General features: G+C 59.5%; 22 protein-coding genes. 13 read left to right on the forward strand and 9 right to left on the reverse strand.

Translation table 11 applies throughout. The annotated features are described in order from the left end of the window. Position 1 precedes the first annotated feature (1 nt). From AC3WMV_RS17635 to AC3WMV_RS17660, 6 genes are all read right to left on the reverse strand, one after another. Positions 2–283, reverse strand: coding sequence for a PA2433 domain-containing protein (locus AC3WMV_RS17635; protein WP_027610766.1), 282 nt, complete (start codon positions 281–283; stop codon positions 2–4). 132 nt (positions 284–415) lie between these two features. Continuing rightward, positions 416–3226: an FAD-binding and (Fe-S)-binding domain-containing protein gene (locus tag AC3WMV_RS17640; protein ID WP_103367753.1), complete on the reverse strand. Its 2811-nt coding sequence runs from the start codon at positions 3224–3226 to the stop codon at positions 416–418. Continuing rightward, a complete protein-coding gene (locus AC3WMV_RS17645; protein WP_097090466.1) occupies positions 3223–3894 on the reverse strand; it encodes a LutC/YkgG family protein in 672 nt (223 codons plus the stop codon). The genes AC3WMV_RS17640 and AC3WMV_RS17645 overlap by 4 nt, the downstream gene beginning before the upstream one ends. Then, positions 3894–5348 carry a LutB/LldF family L-lactate oxidation iron-sulfur protein gene (locus AC3WMV_RS17650; RefSeq protein ID WP_103367754.1) on the reverse strand — a complete coding sequence of 485 codons (1455 nt, stop codon included), beginning with the start codon at positions 5346–5348 and terminating at the stop codon, positions 3894–3896. Before AC3WMV_RS17650 ends, AC3WMV_RS17645 begins: the two co-directional genes overlap by 1 nt. Beyond that, a complete protein-coding gene (locus AC3WMV_RS17655; protein WP_027610770.1) occupies positions 5345–6169 on the reverse strand; it encodes a (Fe-S)-binding protein in 825 nt (274 codons plus the stop codon). The genes AC3WMV_RS17650 and AC3WMV_RS17655 overlap by 4 nt, the downstream gene beginning before the upstream one ends. 150 nt (positions 6170–6319) lie before the next feature. Continuing rightward, positions 6320–8014 carry a lactate permease LctP family transporter gene (locus tag AC3WMV_RS17660; RefSeq protein ID WP_027610771.1) on the reverse strand — a complete coding sequence of 565 codons (1695 nt, stop codon included), beginning with the start codon at positions 8012–8014 and terminating at the stop codon, positions 6320–6322. Between the two features lie 261 nt (positions 8015–8275). On the opposite strand from AC3WMV_RS17660, the gene AC3WMV_RS17665 reads away from it, so the two are divergent. Continuing rightward, on the forward strand, positions 8276–9043 hold the full coding sequence (locus AC3WMV_RS17665; protein ID WP_103367755.1) for a GntR family transcriptional regulator: 768 nt from the start codon (positions 8276–8278) through the stop codon (positions 9041–9043). A gap of 102 nt (positions 9044–9145) precedes the next feature. On the opposite strand, the gene smpB is transcribed toward AC3WMV_RS17665, so the two are convergent. Next, a complete protein-coding gene (gene smpB, locus AC3WMV_RS17670; protein ID WP_003221505.1) occupies positions 9146–9628 on the reverse strand; it encodes an SsrA-binding protein SmpB in 483 nt (160 codons plus the stop codon). Positions 9629–9747: 119 nt separating this feature from the next. Here smpB and AC3WMV_RS17675 point away from each other — a divergent pair, with 119 nt between their 5' ends. From AC3WMV_RS17675 to AC3WMV_RS17685, 3 genes are read left to right on the forward strand one after another with little or no spacing between them, the layout of a single operon-like run. Then, entirely contained in the window at positions 9748–11151 is a 1404-nt protein-coding gene (locus tag AC3WMV_RS17675) for a sodium-dependent transporter (protein WP_007961408.1), read from the forward strand. A gap of 7 nt (positions 11152–11158) precedes the next feature. Further along, a complete protein-coding gene (locus AC3WMV_RS17680) occupies positions 11159–11593 on the forward strand; it encodes a type II toxin-antitoxin system RatA family toxin (RefSeq protein ID WP_003221509.1) in 435 nt (144 codons plus the stop codon). Then, entirely contained in the window at positions 11586–11900 is a 315-nt protein-coding gene (locus AC3WMV_RS17685; RefSeq protein ID WP_027610773.1) for an RnfH family protein, read from the forward strand. Before AC3WMV_RS17680 ends, AC3WMV_RS17685 begins: the two co-directional genes overlap by 8 nt. A gap of 61 nt (positions 11901–11961) precedes the next feature. On the opposite strand, the gene AC3WMV_RS17690 is transcribed toward AC3WMV_RS17685, so the two are convergent. After that, a complete protein-coding gene (locus AC3WMV_RS17690; RefSeq protein WP_027610774.1) occupies positions 11962–12489 on the reverse strand; it encodes an outer membrane protein assembly factor BamE in 528 nt (175 codons plus the stop codon). Between the two features lie 97 nt (positions 12490–12586). Here AC3WMV_RS17690 and fur point away from each other — a divergent pair, with 97 nt between their 5' ends. Next, entirely contained in the window at positions 12587–12991 is a 405-nt protein-coding gene (fur, locus tag AC3WMV_RS17695; protein ID WP_003221515.1) for a ferric iron uptake transcriptional regulator, read from the forward strand. 75 nt (positions 12992–13066) lie between these two features. On the opposite strand, the gene recN is transcribed toward fur, so the two are convergent. Beyond that, positions 13067–14740: a DNA repair protein RecN gene (gene recN, locus AC3WMV_RS17700; RefSeq protein WP_103367756.1), complete on the reverse strand. Its 1674-nt coding sequence runs from the start codon at positions 14738–14740 to the stop codon at positions 13067–13069. A gap of 240 nt (positions 14741–14980) precedes the next feature. On the opposite strand from recN, the gene grpE reads away from it, so the two are divergent. The 8 genes from grpE to AC3WMV_RS17740 all read left to right on the forward strand — a co-directional run bounded on the left by grpE (position 14981) and on the right by AC3WMV_RS17740 (position 25452). Then, on the forward strand, positions 14981–15547 hold the full coding sequence (gene grpE, locus AC3WMV_RS17705; RefSeq protein WP_007961425.1) for a nucleotide exchange factor GrpE: 567 nt from the start codon (positions 14981–14983) through the stop codon (positions 15545–15547). A gap of 102 nt (positions 15548–15649) precedes the next feature. Beyond that, on the forward strand, positions 15650–17566 hold the full coding sequence (gene dnaK / locus AC3WMV_RS17710) for a molecular chaperone DnaK (protein WP_003221521.1): 1917 nt from the start codon (positions 15650–15652) through the stop codon (positions 17564–17566). Positions 17567–17863: 297 nt separating this feature from the next. Then, positions 17864–18988 carry a molecular chaperone DnaJ gene (gene dnaJ / locus AC3WMV_RS17715; protein WP_003221522.1) on the forward strand — a complete coding sequence of 375 codons (1125 nt, stop codon included), beginning with the start codon at positions 17864–17866 and terminating at the stop codon, positions 18986–18988. Between the two features lie 9 nt (positions 18989–18997). Further along, positions 18998–19804, forward strand: coding sequence for a 4-hydroxy-tetrahydrodipicolinate reductase (gene dapB, locus AC3WMV_RS17720; protein WP_003221523.1), 807 nt, complete (start codon positions 18998–19000; stop codon positions 19802–19804). Positions 19805–20061: 257 nt separating this feature from the next. After that, on the forward strand, positions 20062–21198 hold the full coding sequence (gene carA / locus AC3WMV_RS17725) for a glutamine-hydrolyzing carbamoyl-phosphate synthase small subunit (protein WP_027610776.1): 1137 nt from the start codon (positions 20062–20064) through the stop codon (positions 21196–21198). A 126-nt stretch (positions 21199–21324) separates the two neighbouring features. Continuing rightward, positions 21325–24546 (forward strand): carbamoyl-phosphate synthase large subunit, encoded by a 3222-nt coding sequence (gene carB, locus AC3WMV_RS17730; RefSeq protein WP_007961429.1) that lies wholly within the window; start codon positions 21325–21327, stop codon positions 24544–24546. Further along, positions 24543–25019: a transcription elongation factor GreA gene (gene greA / locus AC3WMV_RS17735; RefSeq protein ID WP_003221530.1), complete on the forward strand. Its 477-nt coding sequence runs from the start codon at positions 24543–24545 to the stop codon at positions 25017–25019. Before carB ends, greA begins: the two co-directional genes overlap by 4 nt. 28 nt (positions 25020–25047) lie before the next feature. Continuing rightward, complete coding sequence (locus AC3WMV_RS17740) at positions 25048–25452, forward strand: hypothetical protein (protein ID WP_027610778.1); 405 nt, start codon at positions 25048–25050, stop codon at positions 25450–25452. Positions 25453–25459 lie beyond the last annotated feature (7 nt).

The following is a 25459-nucleotide window of genomic DNA, read 5'->3' on the forward strand; positions in this document are numbered from 1 at the left end:
TTTATTTCTTGGTATCACCCGTCGAGTTCTGGATTACCAGAAGGGTTTGCTGGGTTTCCGCCAGGCAGTCGTCGATCCTGCCCTGAGCCTTGAGGGCCTGGGCTTTGCTGACGCTTGCCGAGACGCGCGAATTCAGATCCGGCGACGTCTGATATTGCGTCTTGGCGCTTTCGATCTTTTGCAGATTCGCCTCGCACAAGTCGGCAGGTTTGCCATCGGCGAACGAAGTAGAAGCCATCATCGAGGCAGTAACGAACAGACCAAACAGTACAGAATGCTTCATGAGTATCTCCTTGCACTGAGGAATCCAGACTCTCGCTGACCGTCAGAGCAGGCCAGCGAAAGGAGGAAAAGCCCCGCGTGTTCGGGGCTTGTTCTGTGGACTACCGCCTCGCTCAAGGGTTCTAACTTTCTTTTAGCAGGCCTTCGCTCGAGTGACCCGATCCACCAGATAGACCAGTCCGTGATAGTCGATGCCGCCGTGCTGCGTCAGGCCGATCTCACAGGTGCGGCTGGTGGAAATGCCTTCGCTGCAATGCTGCACCGCGTCCTTGAGTGTGCGCAGCGAGTGGCTGTTCAGCTCCGGCGTGGTGAAACCCTTATCACCGGCAAACCCGCAACAATGGATGCCTTCCGGGATCACCACGGTTTTGCTGCATTTGCGTGCCAGTTCGATCAGCGCCTGGCTTTCGCCCAGATGCTGCGTGCTGCAGGTCACATGAACTGCAATCGGTGCTTCTTGCGGGGTGAACTCCAGTCGATCGAGAAGATGCGTACGGATGAAGCGCACCGGGTCATACAGATCCAGGCGAACATTTCCCACGTCCTGCACCAGGCGCAAGGTGCACGGGCTGGTGTCGCAATAGATCGGATCGAGTCCACCGCGACTGGCGTGCAGCAGCGCGCTGATCAATTCCTGACGCTTGTGCTCGGCCTGTTCGGCATAGCCTTTGGAAGCAAACGGCTGACCGCAGCAGAGGTTGTCCTGATTGTCCGGGAACACCACTTGGTAACCGGCCTTTTCCAGCAGGCCACGGGTCTTGTCGTACAGCGACATCTGCTCTTTGTCGCCGGCTGCCGGGCCCATCACCCGTGAAACACAGGCGGCCAGATACACAACGCGTGGGCGTTCGTCGGACACGCTCGGGCTGAAGCGAATGGCTTTTTCCGGTTGCGGCATCGCGTTGGTCCACAGCGGCACCTGCCCCTTGGACAAAAGCGTCAGGGTTGCCGACAGCTTCGCCAGGCGCGTTGCGCCAAGCAACATCCGTGCGCCGTTGGCCACGTGCAGGGTGAAGCGTGCGCCTTGCAGGGTCTTGGCGAAATTTCCTTCGATCCAGTCAGCGGTTTTCTGATGCGTGGCGTTACGGGCGCGGAGCTTTTTCACCAGTTCGCCGGTATTGATGCCTACGGGGCAACGCTGCGCGCACAAGCCTGTCGCGGCACAGGTTTCAATGCCTTGGTACTCGTAGGCTTGTTCCAGCTCGGTGGTGTCAACGCCGGCGCGTTTCTTCGCCTGAATGTCACGCCAGATCACGATGCGCTGGCGCGGGCTGAGGGTCAGACCTTTCGACGGGCAGACCGGTTCGCAGAAGCCGCACTCGATGCATTTATCGACAATCTCGTCAGCCGCCGGCAGCGGCTTGAGGTGCTTGAGGTGGATCTGCGGATCTTCGCTGAGCACCACGTCGGGGTTGAGGATGCCGTTGGGGTCGAGCAGACGTTTGAGCTGCCACATCAACTGATAGGCATCGCTGCCCCATTCCAGCTCAACGAACGGCGCCATGTTGCGCCCGGTGCCGTGTTCGGCCTTGAGCGAACCGCCGAATTCCACCGCCACCAGTTGCGCCACGTCGTCCATGAACGCCTGATAGCGTGCGACTTCTTCCGCACTGTTGAAGCCTTGGGTGAAGACGAAGTGCAGATTGCCTTCCAGAGCGTGTCCGAAAAGGATCGCTTCGTCGTAGGCGTGTTTGTCGAACAGCGCGATCAGGCGATTGACGCCGATGGCCAGTTGCTCGACCGGGAAGGTCACGTCTTCGATGATCACCGTGGTGCCGGTTTTGCGCACGGCGCCGACGGCGGGGAAGGTGTCCTTGCGGATGGCCCAGAGTTTGGCGTTCTCGGCCGGGTCTTCAGTGAAATCGACCTGTTTTTCCACCGGGAAAAGGGTCAGCGAAGCCATGATTTGCTCCAGTTGTTCCTGCAGCAAAGTGGAAGAGGCGGCGCGGGATTCGATCAGCAGCGCGCAGGCATTATTCGACAGCTGCTGTACGAAATCCGGCATGCCCGGTTTGTCCTGCACCGAGCGCAGGCTGCGTCGATCGAGCAGTTCTACGGCTGACACCGGTTGGCTTTTCAGCACGGTGACCGCGTTGCAGCAGGTTTCCACATCCGGGAACACGATCAGCGCCGACGCCTTGTTCGGATGGTCGATCACCGTGTCATAGGTCACCGCGCTGATGAAGCCAAGGGTGCCTTCGGAACCGACCAGCAAGTGGCTCAAGATATCCACAGGCTCGTCGAAATCCACCAGGGCGTTGAGTGACAGGCCGGTGGTATTTTTCAGACGATATTTGTGGCGGATTCGCGCAGCCAGTTCTGCATTGGCGCGGGTCTCGCGGCCCAATGTCGCCAGGCGCTCCAGCAGATCCCCGTGGCTGACGCGGAAAGCGGCGACGCTGGCGGCGTCTTCGGTGTCGAGACGGGTGCCGTCGGCGAGTACCAGACGGATCCCGGCCAGTGTGTGATAGGTGTTTTGCGCGGTGCCGCAGCACATGCCGCTGGCGTTGTTGGCGACGATGCCGCCGATCTTGCAAGCGTTGATCGACGCCGGGTCCGGGCCGATCTTGCGCCCGAATGGTGCCAGCCACGCGTTGGCCTGTGCGCCAATCACGCCCGGTTGCAGGCGAATCTGCATGCCTTGGCCGCGAATCTCGCGAGCGTTCCAGTTATCCCCCAGCACAATCAGCACCGAATCGCTGATCGCCTGCCCGGAAAGGCTGGTGCCGGCGGCGCGGAAGGTCACCGGAACCTGATCGCGCTGGGCCAGTTTCAATAGCGCCACCACTTCATCTTCGGACTCGACGCGGATCACCAGTTTGGGAATCAGCCGATAAAAACTGGCGTCGGTGCCGAAGGCCAATGTCGACAGCGGATCGTCGAAGCGGCGATCCGCTGGGATCAGTTGCTGCGCATCGCGCAGGAAATTCACCGGAAGCGTCATTGGTCCTCCAGGATCAGTACCACCAAATCTTTCGGGCCGTGGGCGCCGTAGGCCAGCACTTGTTCGATGTCGGCGGTTTTCGACGGTCCGGACACCAGCAGCGCATTGGTCGGCATGCCTTGGGCCCACTCGAATTCCTGTTGCACCTGATAGAAGTTGTCGCGGATTTCGCTGGCCTTGAGCAGCGCGAAATGCACCGGCGGCACCAGGCTCATCAGTCGCGGTTCTTCACGGGTGGGCCAGAGGATCAGGCTGCCGGTGGCGGCGATGGCACCGAGGGTGCCAGTGAGGCTGGCCGGGGTGTCGTTGAACAGCTCGGCTTTCCATTCTTCCATCGGCCGGTTGTAGGATTTCAGCGTCGGCAGATCAGGATTATTCGCCCAATGTTGTGTGATGCGCTGCCCGTGGGGCGTAGTCGGTGCGATCAGCAGGCTTGGCAACTGACGGTCACGCAGTAACTGCGCGAGCAGCGTCGGCCAGTCTGCGCCGGTAGTCAGATGGATCTCGGTGTGGACCGCTTCCATCAGTTTTCGCAGTTGCGGGATGCGTTGCTCGGCGCTGTAGGTGTAAGGCTGGGTCACCAGATCGACGTCGAAGTCGTCGGCAATCGGTGTGGTGCCGGTCAGACTTTTCCGTAGCTTGGCGAGGATATTTTGCTTGGCGCTCATCAGCGATCTCCCTGTTTGCCCAGATGCTCGCGGGCCATGTCGTGCAGTGAGCGGGCGGCGGGTTTTGGTGCGCTGTGGTTTTGTGTCCACGGGCCGACATTGCTCGGCGTTAACGCACGCAGGCGCGTGGCGAAGAACCCGAACAGCCGATACAGCGTCGGCGAGCTGTTGAGTTTCGCCCAGGCGTTCCAGATGAAGCGTTCCTTGCGCGAATACTTGCTGCCCTGGCCTCGCATCACTTGGTGTGGAGCGTCCGGGGCTTTGACGTTTTCTTCGCGCAATCGCCGCAGCAGGGCAGGGATCGGAATTTTCACCGGGCACACTTCACCGCAGGCACCGCACAACGACGAAGCGCTCGGGTGATCCGGGACTTTCGCCAGACCGACCATGTGCGGCGTGATGATTTTGCCGATCGGTCCCGGGTACACCTCGCCATAGGTGTGACCACCGACGCGGGTGTAGACCGGGCAATGGTTCATGCAGGCACCGCAGCGGATGCAGTTGAGGGTCTGGCGCAGTTCGCTGTCGGCGAAGGCCTGGCTGCGACCGTTATCGAGCAGCACCAGATGCACTTCCAGCGGGCCGTCGAGTTCATGTTCCTTGCGCGGGCCGGAGATCATGTTGACGTAAGTGGTGATCGGAATGCCCAGCGCCGAGCGGGTCAGCAGCGACAACAGCGGCACCACGTCGCGCAGGTTTTCCACGACCTTTTCGATGCCGGTGACGGCGATGTGCACCGGCGGCACGGTGGTGGTCATGCGCCCGTTGCCTTCGTTTTCCACCAGCAGCAGGGTGCCGGTTTCGGCCACGGCGAAGTTGACGCCGGAAACGCCGATGTCCGCTTCGAAGAATTTCTGCCGCAGGACTCTGCGACCGATCTGAATGAGTTGGTCAACGTCCTTGGTGTACTCCACGCCAAGTTTGTCGTGGAACAAGGACGCGACCTGACCGGCATTCTTGTGGATCGCCGGCATAATGATGTGTGAAGGCTTCTCGTGGTCGAGCTGGACGATGTATTCCCCCATGTCGGACTCCAGGCATTCAACACCTTGAGCCTCGAGGAAATGGTTCATCTCCATCTCTTCGCTGACCATCGATTTGCCCTTGATCACTTGCCGCGCCTCGTGAGCGCGGATGATCGAAAGGACGATGCCATTGGCCTCGTCCACCGTTTCCGCCCAGTGCACTGTCACACCGTTGCGGGTCAGGTTCTGTTCCAGTTGCTCGAGCAGGTCCGGCAACTTGGAGAGCGCACGCGCCCTGATCGAGTTGCCCAGGGCGCGCAAGTGTTCTCTTTCGTGGGCATCGCTGAAAGCCGCTGCCCGCTTGGTCATCAATGAATCCATCGCAGTACGGAAGTTGTTCCGTAACTGCTGATCACCCAAGGCGTTGTGCGCCCGCGTGCGGAAATCTTCTTCTATGGCAACCGTAGGAATAATCGTCGAGGTGCTCATTGCGCACCTCCGGTTCGTTGCCAGAGGAAGCTGGCGAGATGTTGCCCGCGCAGCGCTTCTTTTTGTTTCTCCAATGCGCCGTTGATGTTCATCAAACAGCCACAGTCGGCGCTCAACACTTTGTGCGCGCCGGAATCCTTCAACGCCCGGGTCTTGTCCGCCACCATCGCGCCGGAAATGTCTGGCATACGGACGCTGAATGTCCCACCGAAGCCACAGCATTCGCTTTCGTGGTCGTGGTTGACCCGTTCCACGTTGCTCAACTGCGCCAACAACTCGCGGCCGTGCAGGTGGGTGTTCATTTCGCGCCGTGCCGAACACGAGGTGTGCAGCGCGACTTTGACCGGCTCGCCGCTGTCCTTGAGCTGCACCTTACAGACGAACAGCAGGAACTCGGCCAGCTCATAGGTGCGGGCCGCGAGGGCCTGCACCTGTTTCAACGTTTGCGGCTCGTCCTTGAACAAGTCGGCGTAATGCTCGCGCAACATGCCCGCGCAGGAACCCGACGGCACCACCACCGGATAATCCCCGGCAAACAGCGCCAGTTGCGCGCGCGCCACCGTCCGCGCCTGCTCGGTGTAACCCGAGGTGTAGGCCGGTTGCCCGCAGCAGCTCTGCCCTTGCGGGTACTCGACCTTGATCCCTTCACGCTCGAGCAAGTGGATCGCGTCCATCCCGGCTTCGGGGTAGAACAGGTCGACCACGCAGGTGCCGAACAGATAGACCCGCGACGGTTTCTCGCTGGGGTACTGCCGAGGTTCGGGCAGTGGCGGTGCGACGCGGGTGGCGTTGGGCACAGCGTTGTAAAAAAGCTCGCTCATCAGGCGTGTCTCCGGGTGGGCCCGGTTATCCGTCTGTTGAGACTGCTGAATATAAAGAGCCTTGCTTTCAGCAGCCTTACAGACCGGGGTGTGAATTGCTGACGCCGGAATCACCAGCCGGCGTCGGTTATTTCCGTTTTGTTTATAGGTTTAGTGCACCAGCATGCCGGTGAACCAGTAGGCCTGGGCCAGAGTGATCAGGCCGACAATCGTGGCAAAGAATAGGCTGTGCTTGAGAGTGAAGCGGAACAGATCCGATTCCTTACCCACCAGCCCGGTCGCGGCGCAGGCCACGGCGATCGATTGTGGCGAGATCATCTTGCCGGTCACACCGCCGCTGGTATTGGCGGCTACCAGCAGGGTGTCATTGACGCCGATCTGGTGCGCGGTGGTCGCCTGCAGCGAACTGAACAGCGCGTTGGACGAGGTATCCGAGCCGGTGAGGAACACGCCCAGCCAGCCGAGGAACGGAGAGAAGAACGGGAAGGCTGCGCCGGTCGCGGCCAAGACCAGCGCCATGGTCGAAGACATCCCTGAGTAGTTGGTGACGAAGGCAAACGCCAACACCATGCCGATCGACAGAATAGGCCAGCGCAGTTCGTAAAAGGTTTCTTTCAAAGTGGTCAGACCAGTTTTGAAATTGATCTTCAGTACCAGCATCGAGATCAGCGCCGAGAAGAAAATCGCGGTACCGGTCGCGGAAATCGGGTCGAGTTTGAACACGGCCGGGATGGCGGTCGGGGTGGCGACGATCGGAGCAGTCTTGATCACCAGTTGGTCAAGGTGCGGGATGGCAAAGTTGAACACCCAGGCGTACATCGAACCGCCGGCGGCAAACATGGCCTTGAACGGCTTGAGGGTCCAGATGGTTACCAGCACGGTGAGGATCAGGAATGGCGACCAGGCGATGAAAATTTCCCAGAGGCTGTAAGGCGACGCCACGGTGCTGCGCTTCTGGCCGAAACCTCCTGCGCTGGCGGTCACCACCGAGGCCGAAACGGCGCCAGCGATGTGTTGGCCGGCGGCGCGTTTTGGCTGCCAGACTTTGAGGAACAGGGTCAGGGAAATCAGGCTGGCCAGGGCCGAGGTGATGTCCGGCAACTCCGGGCCGATGAAGTTCGAGGTGAAGTACTGGGTCACGGCGAAGCTCAGGCCTGCAACCAGCGCTGCCGGCCAGGTTTCACGCACGCCACGCAGGCCGTCCATCATGAACACCAGCCAGAACGGCACGAACAGCGACAGCAGTGGCAGTTGGCGACCGGTCATGGCGCCGATCTTGAACGCGTCGATGCCAGTCACCTGACCAGCCACGATGATCGGAATCCCCAGTGCGCCGAACGCCACCGGCGCGGTGTTGGCAATCAGGCACAGACCGGCGGCATACAGCGGGTTGAAGCCGAGACCGACCAGCAGCGCAGCGGTGATCGCCACGGGCGCGCCGAAGCCGGCAGCACCTTCCAGAAACGCACCGAAGCAGAAACCGATCAGCAGCACCTGCAGACGCTGGTCGTCAGTGATCGACAGCACCGAACTGCGAATGACCTCGAACTGACCACTCTTGACCGTCAGTTTGTAGAGGAACACCGCCGCGACAATGATCCAGGCAATCGGCCACAGACCGTAGGCAAAGCCGTATCCGGCCGCGGCGAAGGCCATGTCGACCGGCATGTGGAAGGCGAAAATCGCCACGGCAATCGACAGGGCCAGCGTGATGCTGCCGGCCACGTGACCCTTGAGGCGGAACACCGCCAGCGCGAGAAAGAAGAAAACGATGGGGATGACGGCCGCAAGAGCGGAGACGCCGAGACTGCCGAGCGGGGTATAGAGCTGTTGCCAGGTTTGCATATGGGGTGGCCCCTAATTGTTGTTGGTCAGGCACTGTCAGCGTTCTTGGTTAATTGGTAATACCAATTTACAATCGCTGTTGGCTAGGGTAAAAGCCTTGATGTCGGTGTGTCAATTTGTCGCCCTGAAACTTTTGTCGAACAGGCGGTGCAGAGGGCATCTGATCCGGTCGGGCGAATGTGCGCTGACAGGTGTCGGCGGGGCGCCGATAGGCCAGAATAGAGAGCCCGGCGAGCGGTCGGGATCGTGGAGAATTGAGTTATGGGGTTTGATCAGATTCGTCAGCGCCGTTTGTCTGACGATATTGTCGAGCGCCTCGAGGGGATGATCCTCGAGGGCACGCTGAAGTCCGGTGAGCGGCTTCCGGCCGAGCGCGCTTTGGCCGAGCAGTTCGGCGTATCGCGTCCGTCGTTGCGCGAAGCGATTCAGAAACTGGCGGCCAAAGGTTTGCTGGTCAGTCGCCAGGGCGGCGGTAACTATGTGGTGGAAACGCTCGGCTCGACCTTCAGCGATCCCTTGCTATTGCTGCTGGAGAGCAATCCCGAGGCGCAGCGTGATTTGCTGGAGTTTCGGCATACTCTGGAGGCATCGTGTGCCTATTACGCAGCATTGCGCGCTACGGACGTGGATCGTGAACGCCTGACCGCGGCATTCAACGAGCTGCAGGATTGCTATACGCGGCATGACGAAGTGAGCCGGGCGGAAGAGGGCGCGGCGGATGCCAGGTTTCATCTGGCGATCGCCGAAGCCAGTCATAACGCGGTGCTGCTGCACACCATTCGCGGTCTGTTCGATCTGCTCAAGCGCAACGTGGTGACCAACATTGGCGGCATGTACAAGCAGCGCACGGAAACCCGCGACATGCTGATCTCTCAGCACCGGGAGTTGTATCTGGCGATTATCGAGGGGCGCGCGGAGCAGGCGCGCGAGGTTTCCAGCCGGCACATTCTGTATGTGCAGGAAGTGCTGGAAGAGGTGCGGCAGGAAGTTCAGCGCATGGCTCGGGCGGAGCGGCGCAAGGGGATGTAGCTTTTAGAAGCAAAAAGATCGCAGCCTTCGGCAGCTCTTACAGGGAAATTCTCATTCCTGTGTAGGAGCTGCCGCAGGCTGCGATCTTTTAAAGCAGGAAAATTATTCTTCCTTGCCCTTGTTGCGCACGGCGCGCTGCAACTCACGACCGGCGTCGCGTTCGCGCTCGGTGTCACGCTTGTCGTATTCCTTCTTGCCCTTGCCCAGAGCAATTTCGCACTTGACCATGTGCTTGCTCCAGTAGAAGGACAGGCACACGCAGGCGTAGCCTTTCTGTTGCACGGCAGCGGCGAGTTTTTCCAGCTCGCGCTTGTTCAGCAGCAGTTTGCGGGTGCGGGTCGGATCGGCGATGACGTGGGTGCTGGCGGTCATCAACGGCGTGATGTGACTGCCGAGGAGCCAGGCTTCGCCATCCTTGAGCAGCACGTAACTGTCGACCAGTTGCAGCTTGCTTGCCCGCAGACTTTTTACTTCCCAGCCGGCCAGGACCAGACCAGCCTCGAAACGATGTTCGATGAAGTAATCGTGTCGCGCCTTTTTGTTCTGCGCGATGGTCCCTGTTGGGTGTTTCTTCTGTTTAGCCATAGGGGCGGCATTATATGGAGATAAACGGTCCTCGGCTACGGTGATGCTGCGTGCTTGAGCACGTTGAGTGAATCCCGGACAATGCGGCCTCTTTTTCTAACGCTTGGGCGTGATATTCAATGTCGACAGACAAGGTTTCTGTCCACGGCAGTTGGGCTAGCCGCTGGGTTTTCATATTCGCCGCGACCGGTTCGGCCGTGGGACTGGGCAGCATCTGGAAATTCCCCTACATGGTCGGGGTCTACGGTGGCGGCGCCTTCGTGCTGATGTTTCTGGCCTGCATCGCCCTGATCGGGATCCCGGTCATGCTGGCTGAAACCCTGATCGGCCGCCGCGCACGGCAGAGTCCGGCGAACGCCCTGAAGGTGCTGGCGCTGGAAGCCGGGCATTCGGGCAAGTGGTCGTGGGGCGCATTTGCCGGGATGATCACGGCGCTGCTGATCCTGTCTTTCTATAGTGTGGTTGGCGGCTGGTCGCTGGATTACATCATCGACATGGGGCGCGGCGACTTCCAGGGCGCTACGGCTGAGCAGGTCGGCGCTTATTTCGGCAATGTCATCTCCGATCCCTGGCGCCTGACACTTTGGCACACAGTTTTCATGCTGTTGTCGGCCGTGGTGATCGCCAAAGGCGTGGTTGCCGGGCTTGAGCGCAGTCTGCGGATCATGATGCCGCTGCTGTTCGTGATGGTGCTGGTGTTGCTGGGTTACAGCATGACCACCGGGCATTTCATGGAAGGCGTGCATTTCATGTTCGATTTCCACCCGGAAAAAGTCCTCGACGGCTTGCTGCCCGCCATGGGCCATGCGTTCTTTTCCCTGAGCGTGGGCGTCGGCTCGATCATGATCTACGGCGCTTACATGACCAAGGAAGCCTCGTTGTCCGGCACGGTGGTCGGTGTGGCACTGCTCGACACCTTCGTGTCGCTGGTGGCCGGTCTGGCATTGTTTCCGATTGTGTTTGCTGGCGGTTTGAACCCTAGCGAAGGCCCGGGCCTGATGTTCGTCAGTCTGCCATTTGCCTTCGGTAACGTGGTTTTCGGCCAGTTGATGGGCGTGGTGTTCTTTGTCCTGGTGGCAATTGCCGCCTGGAGCTCGGCGATTTCCCTGCTCGAACCAATGGTTGCCTATCTGGTTGAACGCACGAAAATCAGCCGTGGCTGGGTGACTTTCTGGCTGGCCTTCATCTGCTGGTTCGTCGGTCTGGGTACGGTTTTCTCGTTCAATATCTGGAAGGAAGCCAAATTTTTCGTGAACGATGGCGGGCTATTCCATCTCTATCAATGGGGTGCGGCAGGTGGTCTGGACTTCTTCGGCGTGATCGATTTCTTCACCTCGCGGATCATGTTGCCGCTCGGTGGCCTGTGCTTCGTGCTGTTTGCCGGTTGGGTGATGGGGCGTGAGGCGGTGCGTGACGAGTTGTCGATTCGTAACCCGGCGCTGTTTGCCCTGTCCCTGTTCTTGATGCGCTACGTGGCGCCCATCGGCATTCTGGTAGTGTTTGCCGCTCAGCTCTGGAAGTAACGCTTACATGACGACACATATTCAACGTTCGGCGTTGCTGCCATACCCGGCGCAATTCCTCTACGACCTGGTCAACGACGTCGCGCGTTACCCGGAATTCTTGCCATGGTGCTCGTCCGCCGAGGTGCTGGAGAGTTCGCCCGAGCACATGCGTGCCAGCGTTGGCGTGGCCAAGGGCGGTCTGAGTCAGCACTTCGTCACGCGCAATACGCTGGTGCCGGGGCAATCGATCGAGATGAACCTGGAAGAAGGCCCGTTCAACCAACTGCATGGCGTCTGGGTCTTCAAGGCGTTGAACGAGAAGGCCTGCAAGATCAGCCTTGACCTGTCTTTCGACTACGCCGGCCCACTGGTGCGTGCGACCCTCGGGCCGCTGTTCAATCAGGCAGCGAATACGCTGGTGGATGCGTTCTGCCAGCGCGCCAAACAGATGCATGGTTGAGCCGGTGATCGAGATTGAGGTGGTGTATGCCGCCGTGGATCGTCAGATCTTGCGCACTTTGAGCGTTCCTGAAGGGACGACAGTGCGTGAGACGGTGCTCAAGTCAGGTATTGGCGATGAATTTCCGGAGCTGGACTTGAGCGAGTGCCCGTTGGGTATCTTCGGCAAAGTGATCGCGGATCCGCAGGTTCGCCTGATTCAGGCGGGGGATCGCATCGAGATCTACCGACCATTGCTGGCTGACCCGAAAGAGGTGCGGCGTCTGCGCGCGGCCAAGGCTGCCGAGGCGAAAGCGCGAAATCAGTAGATGGGCCAAATCGCAGGCAATAAAAAACCCGGAAATTCCGGGTTTTTTATTGCCTCGCACATTACTGCGGCGAGGTGTCCAGCGGCTCAGGCGTCGGAACCGGAACGGTTTCAACACCGTCCACGTCCTTCTGGATCGAATCCAGCAAGGAGCCTGGTTTGGCTGGTTGTTCCGGCTTCGGCTTCTCGGCGTTTTCAGCAGGGGCGGTCACGCTGGTGCCACTGTCCTTGCCGAGAATGGCTTCGTCACGGCTCACGCCCGGCATGAAGTCACCGGACAGGCTGACAAGCTGGTCGTTGGAGTTGAAGTTAACACTCACGCGTTCCTGTTGGCGTTCACCGCCACCAGGTTGCAGGCTGTACAGATAATCCCAGCGATCGGCATGGAACGTGTCGGTCAGCAGAGGGTTACCCATGATAAACCGTACTTGCCGACGGGTCATTCCCGGGCGTAACTGGTCTATCATGTCCTGCGTGACGACATTGCCCTGCTGGATGTCGATTTTGTAAACCCCGGGGAATGAACAACCGGCGAGTGCGAGCAGTCCCACAAAGGTGAAACTGGTTAGCAAGAGCTTGGTGTTTTGCATCGGTGGGCGACTTCCACTATCTTGGCTGGGACAACGTAAACGCCGATCATACCCGCATTAAGAGAAGCTGCGAAGCAGCATCGCGAGAAAGCTGACCATGGTTGAAAATAGCGAACTACGCAAAGCCGGCCTCAAAGTGACCCTGCCACGGGTCAAGATCCTGCAAATGCTCGACTCTACCGAGCAGCGTCACATGAGTGCCGAAGACGTCTACAAGGCGTTGATGGAAGCGGGCGAGGACGTCGGTCTGGCCACGGTTTACCGTGTTCTGACCCAGTTCGAAGCCGCTGGCCTCGTGGTCCGTCACAACTTCGACGGTGGCCACGCGGTATTCGAACTGGCCGACGGTGGCCACCACGACCACATGGTCAACGTGGAAACCGGTGAAGTCGTCGAATTCGTCAGTCCGGAAATCGAAAAGCTCCAGAAGGCAATTGCCGAGGAGCACGGTGTTGATCTGGTAGATCACAATCTGGTGCTGTACGTACGCAAGAAAAAGTAAGCATGTCGCGCGAATTTCAGGTTCGCGAAACGAACGAAGGCGACCCAAGGGTCGCCTTCGTGCTTTCTGCTGTGCTTAAACTTTTGCGGTAACCACCATTTTTTTTGCGTGAGCCAAAGACTCTTTGGTCAGGTCGATGCCGCCCAGCATCCGCGCCACTTCTTCTATACGGTCGTTCTTGCTCAGCTTGGACACGGCGGTGTGAGTCGCTTGTTCGCCCCGTACCTTGTGCACGAACAAATGCTGATGACCCTGCGCTGCCACTTGCGGCAAGTGCGTCACGGTCAGTACCTGCCCGCGATCGCCAAGACGTCGCAACAACTGGCCGACGATTTCGGCGGTCGGCCCGCCGATACCCACGTCCACTTCGTCGAATACCAGGGTTGGTACCCGTGAGGTCTGCGCGGTGATCACCTGAATCGCCAGACTGATCCGCGACAGCTCGCCGCCGGAGGCCACTTTGGCCAGCGCCTTCAGTGGCTGGCCGGGGTTGGCGCTGACCAGCAGCTCGACTTGCTCCAGGCCGTTGGGTAGCAATTCGTCGCTGCTGTTGGCGCGCAGTTCGATGGTGAAGCGCCCGCCCGGCATGCCCAGGCGCTGGATTTCCTGCTCCACGGCGCTGGCAAGGCTGCCGGCGGCCTGATGACGCAAGTCGCTCAGCTCGCGGGCCTTCTCTTGATAATGGCGCGCGTAGGACGCCAGTTCTTCACCCAGGCGCTCGATGGATTCGTCGTTGGCGTTAAGGGTTTCGATCTCATCCAGCAACTTCTGCTGCATCTCGGCGACTTCGGTTGGCTGGATCCGGTGCTTGCGGGCCAGGGTGTAAATTGCGTCGAGGCGTTCTTCCAGATACTGCAGGCGCGCCGGATCGGCATCGAAGTTGTCGAGGAAGCGATTGAGTTCGCCCACGGCTTCTTCGACCTGGATCTGCGCGCTGGTCAGCAGGCTGCTGGCTTCGCCCAGTGCGCCAACCGAGTTGTTCACGCTCGACAGGCGATTGAGGCTGGCGGTCAGTGCATTCAGCACATTGCCGGAATCGCTTTCGCTGCACTGCTCGACCACCTGTCGGCAGATGCCGAGCAGGGTTTCGGCATTGGTCAGATTCTTGTGTTCCTGCTCCAGCTGTTCCAGCTCGTTGTCGCCGAGGCCGAGGTTTTCCAGTTCTTCAAGCTGGTAGCTGAGCAGTTGGTGGCGCGCGCGTTGTTCGTCGCCAGAATTGGAGAGGCGCTCCAGCTCCTGGCGGGTTTGACGCCAGCGCTGCGCGGCGAGTTGAACCTGGCGGGCCAGATCGGTAGCGCCGGCGTATTCGTCGAGCAGGCGCCGGTGAGTGTCAGTCTTCAGCAGGGACTGGTGTTCGTGCTGGCTGTGGATATCGATCAGCAGTTCGCCGAGGGCCTTGAGATCGCCGAGCGGGCAGGGCGTGCCATTGATATAGCCGCGTGAACGGCCTTCAGCGGTGATCACCCGACGCAGGATGCACGGGCCATCGCTTTCAAGATCGCGTTCGGCCAGCCAGACATGGGCTTCAGGGATATCGACCAGATCGAAGGTGGCCAGTATGTCGGCCTTGTCGGCGCCCGGGCGAACCACGCCGCTGTCGGCGCGATCGCCCAGGGTCAGGCCCAGGGCGTCGAGCATGATCGACTTGCCGGCGCCGGTTTCCCCTGTGATCACGCTCATCCCGCGATCGAGTTCGAGATCGAGATGTTCAACGATGGCGTAGTTATGTACGGACAGGTGCACCAGCATAAAGGCCGCTCCCAGGCTTGAGGTCTGGTTATTTATACAGTGTTTTGTTTCAGGCTGACAATGCCCTCGCTTAGCTCGATTTGCTTGATCCGATCAAATGCTTAGTCCGAGCGGGAATGAAAATGCAGCACTTTTTTGTAGGGTTAATCATTGCAGGCCCTTGAAGCCTGATTTTGCGGCCCCATATATCGGGGCAGAAGCGTGAGTACAGCTCGCGGACGTAATTGAAAGGAGAATTCTATGGCTGACGAACAGACAGTAGATACGCAAAATCCAGAAGCCAATCAGGCGCCCGAAACTTCGGGTGACGACCTGGCGACCCGTGTACAAGTGCTCGAAGAGCAGTTGGCCGCCGCGCAGGATCAGTCGCTGCGCGTAGCTGCCGATCTGCAGAACGTCCGCCGTCGTGCCGAGCAGGATGTCGAGAAGGCGCACAAGTTTGCGCTGGAAAAGTTCGCCGGTGACTTGCTGCCGATCGTTGACAGCCTGGAGCGCGGCCTCGAACTGTCGAGCCCGGACGACGAAAGCATCCGTCCGATGCGCGAAGGCATCGAGCTGACCCTGAAAATGTTCCACGACACCCTCAAGCGTTACCAGCTTGAAGCGATCGATCCGCATGGCGAACCGTTCAATGCCGTTCACCATCAGGCGATGGCCATGCAGGAAAGCGCCGACGTCGAACCGAACAGCGTTCTGAAGGTGTTCCAGAAGGGCTACCAGCTCAATGGCCGCCTGTTGCGTCCGGCCATGGTTGTGGTCAGCAAGGCGCCGGCGCCAATTTCGCCTTCGATTGACGAGAAGGCTTGAAATTAGCCGCAAGGCCCCCATTTAGAAGTCAAGCGTTTAAGTATTACCGCAGTTAGCCACCACTGCTGCGGCAACAAAATCCAAAGTTTCGGGAGAGTGAACATGGGCAAAATTATCGGTATCGACCTGGGGACTACCAACTCCTGCGTCTCCGTGCTGGAAAACGGCGTAGCCAAAGTTATCGAAAACGCCGAAGGCGCGCGTACCACGCCGTCGATCATCGCTTACGCCAACGATGGTGAAATCCTCGTTGGTCAGTCGGCCAAGCGTCAGGCAGTGACCAACCCGCACAACACCCTGTACGCGGTGAAGCGTCTGATCGGTCGCAAGTTCGACGAAGAAGTCGTACAGAAAGACATCAAGATGGTCCCGTACAAAATCGCCAAGGCTGACAACGGCGACGCCTGGGTTGAAGTGAACGGCCAGAAAATGGCGCCGCCACAAATCTCGGCCGAAATTCTGAAGAAGATGAAGAAGACCGCCGAAGACTACCTCGGCGAGCCCGTGACCGAAGCGGTAATCACCGTTCCGGCCTACTTCAACGACAGCCAGCGTCAGGCGACCAAAGACGCCGGCCGCATCGCCGGTCTGGACGTTAAACGTATCATCAACGAACCAACCGCAGCGGCTCTGGCTTACGGTATGGACAAGGCCAAGGGCGATCACACCGTGATCGTTTATGACCTGGGTGGCGGTACTTTCGACGTTTCCGTGATCGAGATCGCTGAAGTTGACGGCGAGCACCAGTTCGAAGTGTTGGCCACCAACGGTGACACCTTCCTCGGCGGTGAAGACTTCGACATTCGTCTGATCGACTACCTCGTTGACGAATTCAAGAAAGAAAGCGGCATGAACCTCAAAGGTGACCCGCTGGCCATGCAGCGCCTGAAAGAAGCCGCTGAGAAAGCCAAGATCGAGCTGTCGTCCGCTCAGTCGACCGACGTCAACCTGCCGTACATCACTGCAGACGCTACCGGTCCTAAGCACCTGAATGTGAAGATTTCGCGTGCCAAGCTCGAAGCACTGGTTGAAGACCTGGTTCAGCGCACCATCGAGCCTTGCCGTATCGCTATGAAAGACGCCGGTATCGACGTTGGCGCGATCAACGACGTGATTCTGGTCGGCGGTCAGACCCGTATGCCGCTGGTACAGAAGCTGGTGACCGATTTCTTCGGTAAAGAAGCACGTAAAGACGTGAACCCGGACGAAGCGGTTGCCATGGGTGCTGCGATCCAGGGCGCCGTTCTGGCCGGTGACGTGAAAGACGTTCTGCTGCTCGACGTCAGCCCGCTGACCCTGGGTATCGAAACCATGGGTGGCGTGATGACCGCGCTGATCGAGAAAAACACCACGATTCCTACCAAGAAATCGCAAGTGTTCTCGACTGCCGACGACAACCAGGGCGCTGTGACCATTCACGTTCTGCAAGGTGAGCGTAAGCAAGCCGCACAGAACAAGTCCCTGGGCAAGTTCGACCTGGCCGACATTCCACCAGCTCCACGTGGCGTGCCGCAGATCGAAGTGACCTTCGACATCGACGCTAACGGCATCCTGCACGTTGGTGCGAAAGACAAGGCGACCGGTAAAGAGCAGAAGATCACCATCAAGGCCAACTCCGGTCTGTCGGATGAAGAAATTCAGAAGATGGTTCGCGATGCCGAGCTGAACGCCGAGGAAGACCGCAAGTTCGCTGAACTGGCTGAATCCCGTAACAAGGGTGATGCACTGGTTCACTCGACTCGCAAAATGGTTACCGAAGCGGGCGACAAGGTCAGCGCTGAAGAGAAGACCGCGATCGAAGCCGCTGTGGTTGCACTGGAAGCCGCTGTGAAAGGCGACGACAAGGCTGCCATCGAAGCGAAGATCGAAGAGCTGTCGAAAGTCTCGGCTCCGGTCGCTCAGAAGATGTACGCCGAACAGGCTCAGCCTGCTGAAGGCGCGGCGCCGCACGACGAGAAAGCTGAAAAGGCTGACGATGTTGTCGATGCCGAGTTCGAAGAAGTCAAAGACCACAAGTAAGTTGTTGGTCGACCGGTTGACTGCCTTGCGGCGGTGACTGGTAGGATGTCGCCGCGCGGGAGCTTGCTCCCGCGTTGGCGTATCTGGAATACACGAATTTTTACAGCATGCGACAAGGTTCGCCTGCTGCTGGTATGGCCGGGAATGCTCCTGCTTTTCGCGCCGCAAGTACCAAATGAAACAAAGACCAGGATCGTTGAATTGACGTGAGTTGGGTCCGGGCCTGTATTGGGGCTCAACGAGTTTGGCCATCCTCAGGAGGGGTTTGCCGAACGTCCTCAAGAGTGCAAAAGACTTATGGCAAAGCGTGACTATTACGAAGTATTGGGTGTTGAGCGCGGTTCAAGCGATGCAGACCTGAAGAAGGCCTATCGTCGTCTGGCGATGAAGCATCACCCGGACCGTAATCCCGATGACAAAGCGTCGGAAGAACTGTTCAAAGAGGCCAACGAGGCCTACGAAGTATTGTCCGATTCGAGCAAGCGCGCGGCGTACGACCAGTACGGTCATGCTGGCGTCGACCCAAGCATGGGTGGCGGTGGCGCCGGTTTCGGCGGGCAGAATTTCTCGGACATCTTTGGCGATGTCTTCAGTGACTTCTTCGGTGGCGGTCGCGGCGGTTCTCGTGGTGGCGCCCAGCGTGGCAGCGATCTGCGCTACACCCTGGAGCTGAATCTGGAAGAAGCGGTGCGCGGCACTACCGTGAATATCCGCGTACCGACACTGGTCAATTGCAAGCCATGCGATGGTTCCGGCGCGAAGAAAGGCTCGTCGCCATCGACCTGCCCGACCTGCGGCGGCATCGGTCAGGTGCGCATGCAGCAGGGCTTCTTCTCGGTGCAGCAGACCTGCCCGCGTTGCCATGGCCAGGGCAAGATCATTTCCGATCCGTGCGATTCCTGCCACGGCGACGGTCGCGTCGAAGAGTACAAAACACTGTCGGTCAAAGTGCCGGCTGGCGTTGATACCGGCGACCGCATCCGTCTGTCCGGCGAAGGCGAGGCGGGCACCCAGGGCGGCCCGACTGGCGACCTGTACGTGGTGATCAACGTGCGCGAGCACGACATCTTCCAGCGCGACGGCAAACATCTGTTCTGCGAAGTGCCGATCAGCTTTGTTGATGCGGCGCTCGGCGGCGAGCTGGAAATCCCGACCCTCGACGGTCGCGTCAAACTGAAAATCCCTGAAGGCACCCAGACCGGCAAGCAGTTCCGCGTGCGTGGCAAAGGCGTGGCGCCGGTGCGGGGCGGTGGTGCGGGCGACTTGATGTGCCGTGTAGCGGTGGAGACCCCGGTCAATCTGAATCGTCGTCAGCGCGAATTGCTCGAAGAATTCCGCAGCTCGCTGGCGGATGACAACAGTCACTCGCCAAAAACCACCGGTTGGTTCGATGGTGTGAAGCGCTTCTTCGGCGATCTGTAAGGAGTCGGCATGCGACGTATAGCTGTGATGGGCGCCGCCGGGCGCATGGGCAAGATTCTGGTCGAGGCCGTGCAGCAGCGCGCGCCGCTGACCGGCCTGACCGCGGCGATCGTTCGTCCCGGCAGTACGCTGATCGGGGTGGATGCCGGTGAGCTGGCTTCGCTGGGTCGCATCGGTGTGCCGTTGTCCGGCAATCTCGAATCGGTGGCTGAAGAGTTCGATGTACTGATCGATTTCACCCTGCCGGAAGTCATGCTGAAAAACCTCGCGTTCTGTCGCAAGGCTGGCAAGGCCATGGTCATCGGCACCACCGGGCTCGACGCTGCGCAGAAGCAACTGCTGGCCGAGGCGGGCAAGGATATTCCGATCGTGTTCGCGGCCAACTTCAGTGTCGGGGTCAATCTGTCGCTGAAGCTGCTCGAAATGACCGCCCGGGTGCTGGGCGATGATGCGGACATCGAGATCATCGAGGCGCATCACCGGCACAAGATTGACGCGCCTTCGGGCACGGCGCTGCGCATGGGTGAAGTGATCGCCGATGCGCTGGATCGTGATCTGCAGAAGGTTGCGGTCTATGGCCGTGAAGGCCACACGGGTGCGCGCGAGCGGGAAACCATCGGTTTCGCCACCGTGCGTGGTGGTGATGTTGTCGGCGATCACACCGTGCTGTTCGCCTGTGAGGGCGAGCGCCTGGAGATCACGCACAAGGCTTCCAGTCGCATGACATTCGCCAAGGGTGCGGTGCGTGCGGCGTTGTGGCTGGATGGTCGCGAGCCGGGTCTGTATGACATGCAGGACGTGCTCGACCTGCATTGATTGACTGTTTTACCCAGCGCAAACGCCCGGTTTGCGCTGGTTTTTCTACACCGCGCGACGGCCTGTCGCATTCTCCGGCCTTTTAGGCTCTTTAGCGGTGGACCCAAAAAGCCTTTTTCTGTAAGCTACAGCTTTAGTGTGTCCACTAAAAGCGCGCAGAATAATTCAGTGAAGAAGCGGGGTGACGTGTCCATACGTCACTCCGCTTTTTTACAACCTGCGATTGCCCTTTCATGCGTTATTTACGGGAGGTCTTCTTGACTAAGCCAGCCATACTCGCCCTTGCTGATGGCAGCATTTTTCGCGGCGAAGCCATTGGAGCCGACGGTCAAACCGTTGGTGAGGTGGTGTTCAACACCGCAATGACCGGCTATCAGGAAATCCTTACCGATCCTTCCTACGCCCAGCAGATCGTTACCCTGACTTACCCGCACATCGGCAACACCGGCACCACGCCGGAAGACGCCGAGTCTGACCGCGTATGGTCCGCAGGCCTGGTGATTCGTGACCTGCCGCTGGTAGCGAGCAACTGGCGTAACACGATGTCCCTGTCCGACTACCTGAAAGCCAACAATGTTGTGGCAATCGCTGGTATCGATACTCGTCGCCTGACCCGCATCCTGCGTGAAAAAGGCGCACAGAACGGCTGCATCATGGCCGGCGACAACATCTCCGAAGAAGCTGCAATTGCCGCCGCGCAAGGCTTCCCGGGCCTGAAGGGCATGGATCTGGCGAAAGTCGTCAGCACCAAGGAAAAGTACGAATGGCGCTCCACTGTCTGGGACTTGAAGACCGACAGCCACGCGACCATCGAAGCCTCCGAGCTGCCATACCACGTGGTTGCCTACGACTACGGCGTCAAACTGAACATCCTGCGCATGCTGGTCGAGCGCGGCTGCCGCGTGACCGTGGTGCCGGCGCAAACCCCGGCGGCCGATGTGCTGGCACTCAAGCCGGACGGCGTGTTCCTGTCCAACGGCCCTGGTGACCCGGAGCCTTGCGACTACGCGATCAAGGCGATCAAGGAAGTGCTGGAAACCGAGATTCCGGTCTTCGGTATCTGCCTCGGTCACCAACTGCTGGCTCTGGCCTCCGGCGCCAAGACCCTGAAAATGGGTCACGGCCACCACGGTGCCAACCACCCGGTACAGGATCTGGACACTGGCGTCGTGATGATCACCAGCCAGAACCACGGTTTCGCGGTTGACGAAGCGACCCTGCCAGCCAACGTACGTGCGATCCATAAATCGTTGTTCGACGGCACCCTGCAAGGTATCGAACGCACCGACAAGAGCGCGTTCAGCTTCCAGGGCCACCCTGAAGCGAGCCCGGGCCCGAACGATGTGGCACCCCTGTTCGACCGCTTCATCAACGAGATGGCCAAGCGACGCTAAGCGTTCGCCTTGAGACTGTAGCGAGAAGCCCTTGAGGGCGGCCCCGATACCGGTGGCGCCCCTCAGGGCTTCAGAAATCGATCAAGACGGCTTGCCGACTGACCTGCGGATTTGAGTGACAAACCCATGCCAAAACGTACAGACATTAAAAGCATCCTGATTCTCGGCGCTGGCCCGATCGTTATCGGCCAGGCCTGCGAATTCGACTACTCCGGCGCCCAGGCCTGCAAAGCCCTGCGCGAAGAGGGTTACCGCGTCATCCTGGTGAACTCCAACCCGGCCACCATCATGACCGACCCGGACATGGCCGACGCGACCTACATCGAGCCGATCAAATGGCAGACCGTGGCCAAGATCATCGAAAAAGAGCGTCCGGATGCCGTGCTGCCAACCATGGGCGGCCAGACTGCTCTGAACTGCGCCCTGGACCTGGAGCGCGAAGGCGTTCTGGAAAAGTTCGGCGTGGAAATGATCGGCGCCAACGCCGACACCATCGACAAGGCTGAAGACCGTTCGCGTTTCGACAAGGCCATGAAGTCGATCGGCCTGGAATGCCCGCGTTCCGGTATCGCTCACAGCATGGAAGAAGCCAACGCCGTCCTCGAGCGTCTGGGTTTCCCGTGCATCATCCGTCCGTCCTTCACCATGGGCGGCACCGGTGGCGGTATCGCGTACAACCGTGAAGAGTTCGAAGAAATCTGCGCCCGCGGTCTGGACCTGTCGCCGACCAAAGAGCTGCTGATCGACGAATCGCTGATCGGCTGGAAAGAATATGAAATGGAAGTTGTCCGCGACAAAAAGGACAACTGCATCATCGTCTGCTCGATCGAGAACTTCGACCCGATGGGCGTGCACACCGGTGACTCGATCACCGTTGCTCCGGCACAGACCCTGACCGACAAGGAATACCAGATCCTGCGTAACGCCTCGCTGGCGGTACTGCGCGAGATCGGCGTCGAGACCGGCGGTTCCAACGTGCAGTTCGGCATCTGCCCGGACACCGGCCGCATGGTCGTGATCGAGATGAACCCGCGTGTATCGCGTTCCTCGGCACTGGCCTCGAAAGCCACCGGTTTCCCGATCGCCAAAGTCGCGGCCAAGCTGGCTGTGGGCTACACCCTCGACGAACTGTCGAACGACATCACCGGCGGCAAGACCCCGGCGTCCTTCGAACCGTCGATCGACTACGTCGTGACCAAGCTGCCACGTTTCGCTTTCGAGAAATTCGCCAACGCTGACGCGCGCCTGACCACTCAAATGAAGTCGGTCGGCGAAGTCATGGCCATCGGCCGCACCTTCCAGGAATCCCTGCAGAAAGCCCTGCGCGGTCTGGAAGTCGGTGTTTGCGGTCTGGACGAGAAGCTCGACCTGAGCAATCCGGAAAGCATGAGCATCCTCAAGCGCGAGCTGACCGTACCGGGCGCCGAGCGTATCTGGTACGTGGCGGACGCATTCCGCGCCGGCATGACCGTCGAAGACATTTTCGGCATGAACATGATCGACCCGTGGTTCCTGGTGCAGATCGAAGATCTGATCAAGGACGAAGAGAAGGTCAAGACCCTCGGTCTGTCCGCCATCGACCGCGACCTGATGTTCAAACTCAAGCGCAAAGGCTTCTCCGATCAGCGTCTGGCAAAACTGCTGGGTGTGACCGAGAAGAATCTGCGTACTCACCGTCAAAAACTGGAAGTGTTCCCGGTCTACAAGCGCGTTGACACCTGCGCCGCCGAGTTCGCCACCGACACCGCTTACCTCTACTCGACGTACGAGGAAGAGTGCGAAGCCGCACCGTCCGGTCGCGACAAGATCATGATTCTGGGTGGCGGTCCGAACCGTATCGGCCAGGGCATCGAGTTCGACTACTGCTGCGTACACGCTGCCCTCGCACTGCGCGAAGACGGCTACGAAACCATCATGGTCAACTGCAACCCGGAAACCGTTTCCACCGACTACGACACTTCCGACCGTCTGTACTTCGAGCCGGTAACCCTGGAAGACGTGCTGGAAATCTGCCGCGTCGAGAAACCGAAAGGCGTAATCGTCCAGTACGGGGGCCAGACGCCGCTGAAACTGGCGCGTGCCCTCGAAGCCGCTGGCGTGCCGATCATCGGCACCAGCCCTGATGCCATCGACCGCGCCGAAGACCGCGAGCGCTTCCAGCAAATGGTTGAACGCCTGAACCTGCGTCAGCCGCCAAACGCCACCGTGCGCAGCGAAGATGAAGCCGTTCGCGCTGCCGCGAAAATCGGTTATCCGCTGGTGGTGCGCCCGTCCTACGTACTGGGCGGCCGCGCGATGGAAATCGTGTACAAGGAAGACGAGCTCAAGCGTTACCTGCGTGACGCGGTGCAAGTGTCCAACGACAGCCCGGTGCTGCTCGACCACTTCCTCAACTGCGCCATCGAGATGGACGTAGATGCGGTCTGCGACGGCAAAGACGTGGTGATCGGCGCGATCATGCAGCACATCGAACAGGCGGGCGTTCACTCCGGTGACTCCGCGTGCTCGCTGCCGCCGTACTCGCTGCCGGCACACATCCAGGACGAGATGCGCGAACAGGTCAAGAAAATGGCCCTGGAACTGGGCGTTGTCGGCCTGATGAACGTGCAACTGGCGCTGCAGGGCGAAGACATCTACGTCATCGAAGTCAACCCGCGCGCTTCGCGGACCGTACCGTTCGTGTCCAAGTGCATCGGTGTTTCCCTGGCAATGATCGCTGCTCGCGTCATGGCCGGTAAGACCCTGAAGGAAATCGGCTTCACCAAGGAAATCATCCCGAACTTCTACAGCGTGAAAGAGGCGGTGTTCCCGTTCGCCAAATTCCCTGGTGTTGACCCGATCCTCGGCCCAGAGATGAAGTCCACCGGTGAAGTGATGGGCGTCGGCGACACTTTCGGTGAAGCATTCGCCAAGGCCCAGATGGGCGCCAGCGAAGTGCTGCCGACCGGCGGTACCGCGTTCATCAGTGTGCGTGACGATGACAAGCCGCTGGTTGCAGGCGTGGCCCGTGATCTGATCAACTTGGGCTTCGAAGTGGTCGCCACTGCCGGCACTGCCAAGCTGATCGAAGCTGCAGGCCTGAAAGTGCGCCGTGTGAACAAGGTGACCGAGGGGCGTCCGCACGTGGTCGATATGATCAAGAATGACGAAGTCACTCTGATCATCAACACCACCGAAGGCCGTCAGTCGATCGCTGATTCCTACTCCATTCGTCGTAATGCCCTGCAGCACAAGATCTACTGCACCACCACCATTGCTGCGGGCGAAGCTATCTGCGAAGCGCTGAAGTTCGGTCCCGAGAAGACCGTGCGCCGCTTGCAGGATCTACACGCAGGATTGAAGGCATGATCAAATACCCAATGACCGTCCAGGGCGCGAAAGCCCTGGAAGAAGAACACGCTCACCTGACCAAGGTCGTTCGTCCAAAGCTCAGCCAGGACATCGGTACCGCTCGCGAGTTGGGTGACCTGAAGGAAAACGCTGAATACCATGCCGCCCGCGAACAGCAAGGCATGGTCGAGGCGCGGATCCGTGACATCGAAGGCCGGATTCAGAATCAGGTCATCATCGACGTCACGACTATCCCGCACACCGGCAAAGTGATCTTCGGTACTACCGTCGAAATCGCCAACGTCGAGACTGATGAGAGCGTCACTTACCACATCGTCGGTGAGGATGAGGCTGACTTCAAACTCGGCAAGATTTCGGTCGGCTCACCATTGGCCCGTGCCTTGATCGGCAAGGAAGAGGGTGATGTGGTTGCCGTGAAAACGCCGAGTGGCGTTATCGAGTACGAGATTGTCGAAGTCCGTCACATCTGAAGGCAGGCGCCCGCTACGTGCGGGCGCCATGCTTTGGCAGCTGACCCAGATGTTGTGGGTCGGCGGCTTCTGGTTGATACATCTCGGTTTGCGACCGGTGTTGGGCAAGATTGGCCTGGCACCGTTGCTGATCGATGAAGTTGCCGATGCATTCGAAGTGCCGGTGGCGGGTTTTGCCGCGGCATGCGTGATTTTTCAGGCTTTGGTGCTGGTACAGGCCGATGGCCTTGCCAGTCTATGGCGGGATTTTCGCGGGCAGGTGTTGCTGATGGCGTTGTATGCGTGTGCGATGTTTATTGCAGTGCGTGTCGGCTGGCCGCAAGCGCAGCGCTGGCAGGAGTTCAGTTTTCTGCTGTTGGGCTTCTCCGGTGTGGTGTTGGTGTTGCAACCGCTGCCGGGATGGAGTGGCAGGGTGCGCGAAGCACACCCTTGACCCTTGT

The sequence above is a fragment of the Pseudomonas sp. FW305-3-2-15-E-TSA4 genome (assembly GCF_058787295.1).

Excerpts from the sequence above, each read along its gene's own strand:
- AC3WMV_RS17740 (WP_027610778.1), top strand. The coding sequence starts at position 25,048 with ATGCTTTGGCAGCTGACCCAGATGTTGTGGGTCGGCGGCTTCTGGTTG.
- dnaK (WP_003221521.1), top strand. The coding sequence starts at position 15,650 with ATGGGCAAAATTATCGGTATCGACCTGGGGACTACCAACTCCTGCGTC.
- recN (WP_103367756.1), bottom strand. The coding sequence starts at position 14,740 with ATGCTGGTGCACCTGTCCGTACATAACTACGCCATCGTTGAACATCTC.
- AC3WMV_RS17680 (WP_003221509.1), top strand. The coding sequence starts at position 11,159 with ATGACGACACATATTCAACGTTCGGCGTTGCTGCCATACCCGGCGCAA.
- carB (WP_007961429.1), top strand. The coding sequence starts at position 21,325 with ATGCCAAAACGTACAGACATTAAAAGCATCCTGATTCTCGGCGCTGGC.
- fur (WP_003221515.1), top strand. The coding sequence starts at position 12,587 with ATGGTTGAAAATAGCGAACTACGCAAAGCCGGCCTCAAAGTGACCCTG.
- grpE (WP_007961425.1), top strand. The coding sequence starts at position 14,981 with ATGGCTGACGAACAGACAGTAGATACGCAAAATCCAGAAGCCAATCAG.
- dapB (WP_003221523.1), top strand. The coding sequence starts at position 18,998 with ATGCGACGTATAGCTGTGATGGGCGCCGCCGGGCGCATGGGCAAGATT.
- AC3WMV_RS17685 (WP_027610773.1), top strand. The coding sequence starts at position 11,586 with ATGGTTGAGCCGGTGATCGAGATTGAGGTGGTGTATGCCGCCGTGGAT.
- AC3WMV_RS17690 (WP_027610774.1), bottom strand. The coding sequence starts at position 12,489 with ATGCAAAACACCAAGCTCTTGCTAACCAGTTTCACCTTTGTGGGACTG.
- AC3WMV_RS17635 (WP_027610766.1), bottom strand. The coding sequence starts at position 283 with ATGAAGCATTCTGTACTGTTTGGTCTGTTCGTTACTGCCTCGATGATG.
- smpB (WP_003221505.1), bottom strand. The coding sequence starts at position 9,628 with ATGGCTAAACAGAAGAAACACCCAACAGGGACCATCGCGCAGAACAAA.
- dnaJ (WP_003221522.1), top strand. The coding sequence starts at position 17,864 with ATGGCAAAGCGTGACTATTACGAAGTATTGGGTGTTGAGCGCGGTTCA.
- greA (WP_003221530.1), top strand. The coding sequence starts at position 24,543 with ATGATCAAATACCCAATGACCGTCCAGGGCGCGAAAGCCCTGGAAGAA.
- AC3WMV_RS17665 (WP_103367755.1), top strand. The coding sequence starts at position 8,276 with ATGGGGTTTGATCAGATTCGTCAGCGCCGTTTGTCTGACGATATTGTC.
- AC3WMV_RS17645 (WP_097090466.1), bottom strand. The coding sequence starts at position 3,894 with ATGAGCGCCAAGCAAAATATCCTCGCCAAGCTACGGAAAAGTCTGACC.
- AC3WMV_RS17650 (WP_103367754.1), bottom strand. The coding sequence starts at position 5,348 with ATGAGCACCTCGACGATTATTCCTACGGTTGCCATAGAAGAAGATTTC.
- AC3WMV_RS17655 (WP_027610770.1), bottom strand. The coding sequence starts at position 6,169 with ATGAGCGAGCTTTTTTACAACGCTGTGCCCAACGCCACCCGCGTCGCA.
- AC3WMV_RS17640 (WP_103367753.1), bottom strand. The coding sequence starts at position 3,226 with ATGACGCTTCCGGTGAATTTCCTGCGCGATGCGCAGCAACTGATCCCA.
- AC3WMV_RS17660 (WP_027610771.1), bottom strand. The coding sequence starts at position 8,014 with ATGCAAACCTGGCAACAGCTCTATACCCCGCTCGGCAGTCTCGGCGTC.
- AC3WMV_RS17675 (WP_007961408.1), top strand. The coding sequence starts at position 9,748 with ATGTCGACAGACAAGGTTTCTGTCCACGGCAGTTGGGCTAGCCGCTGG.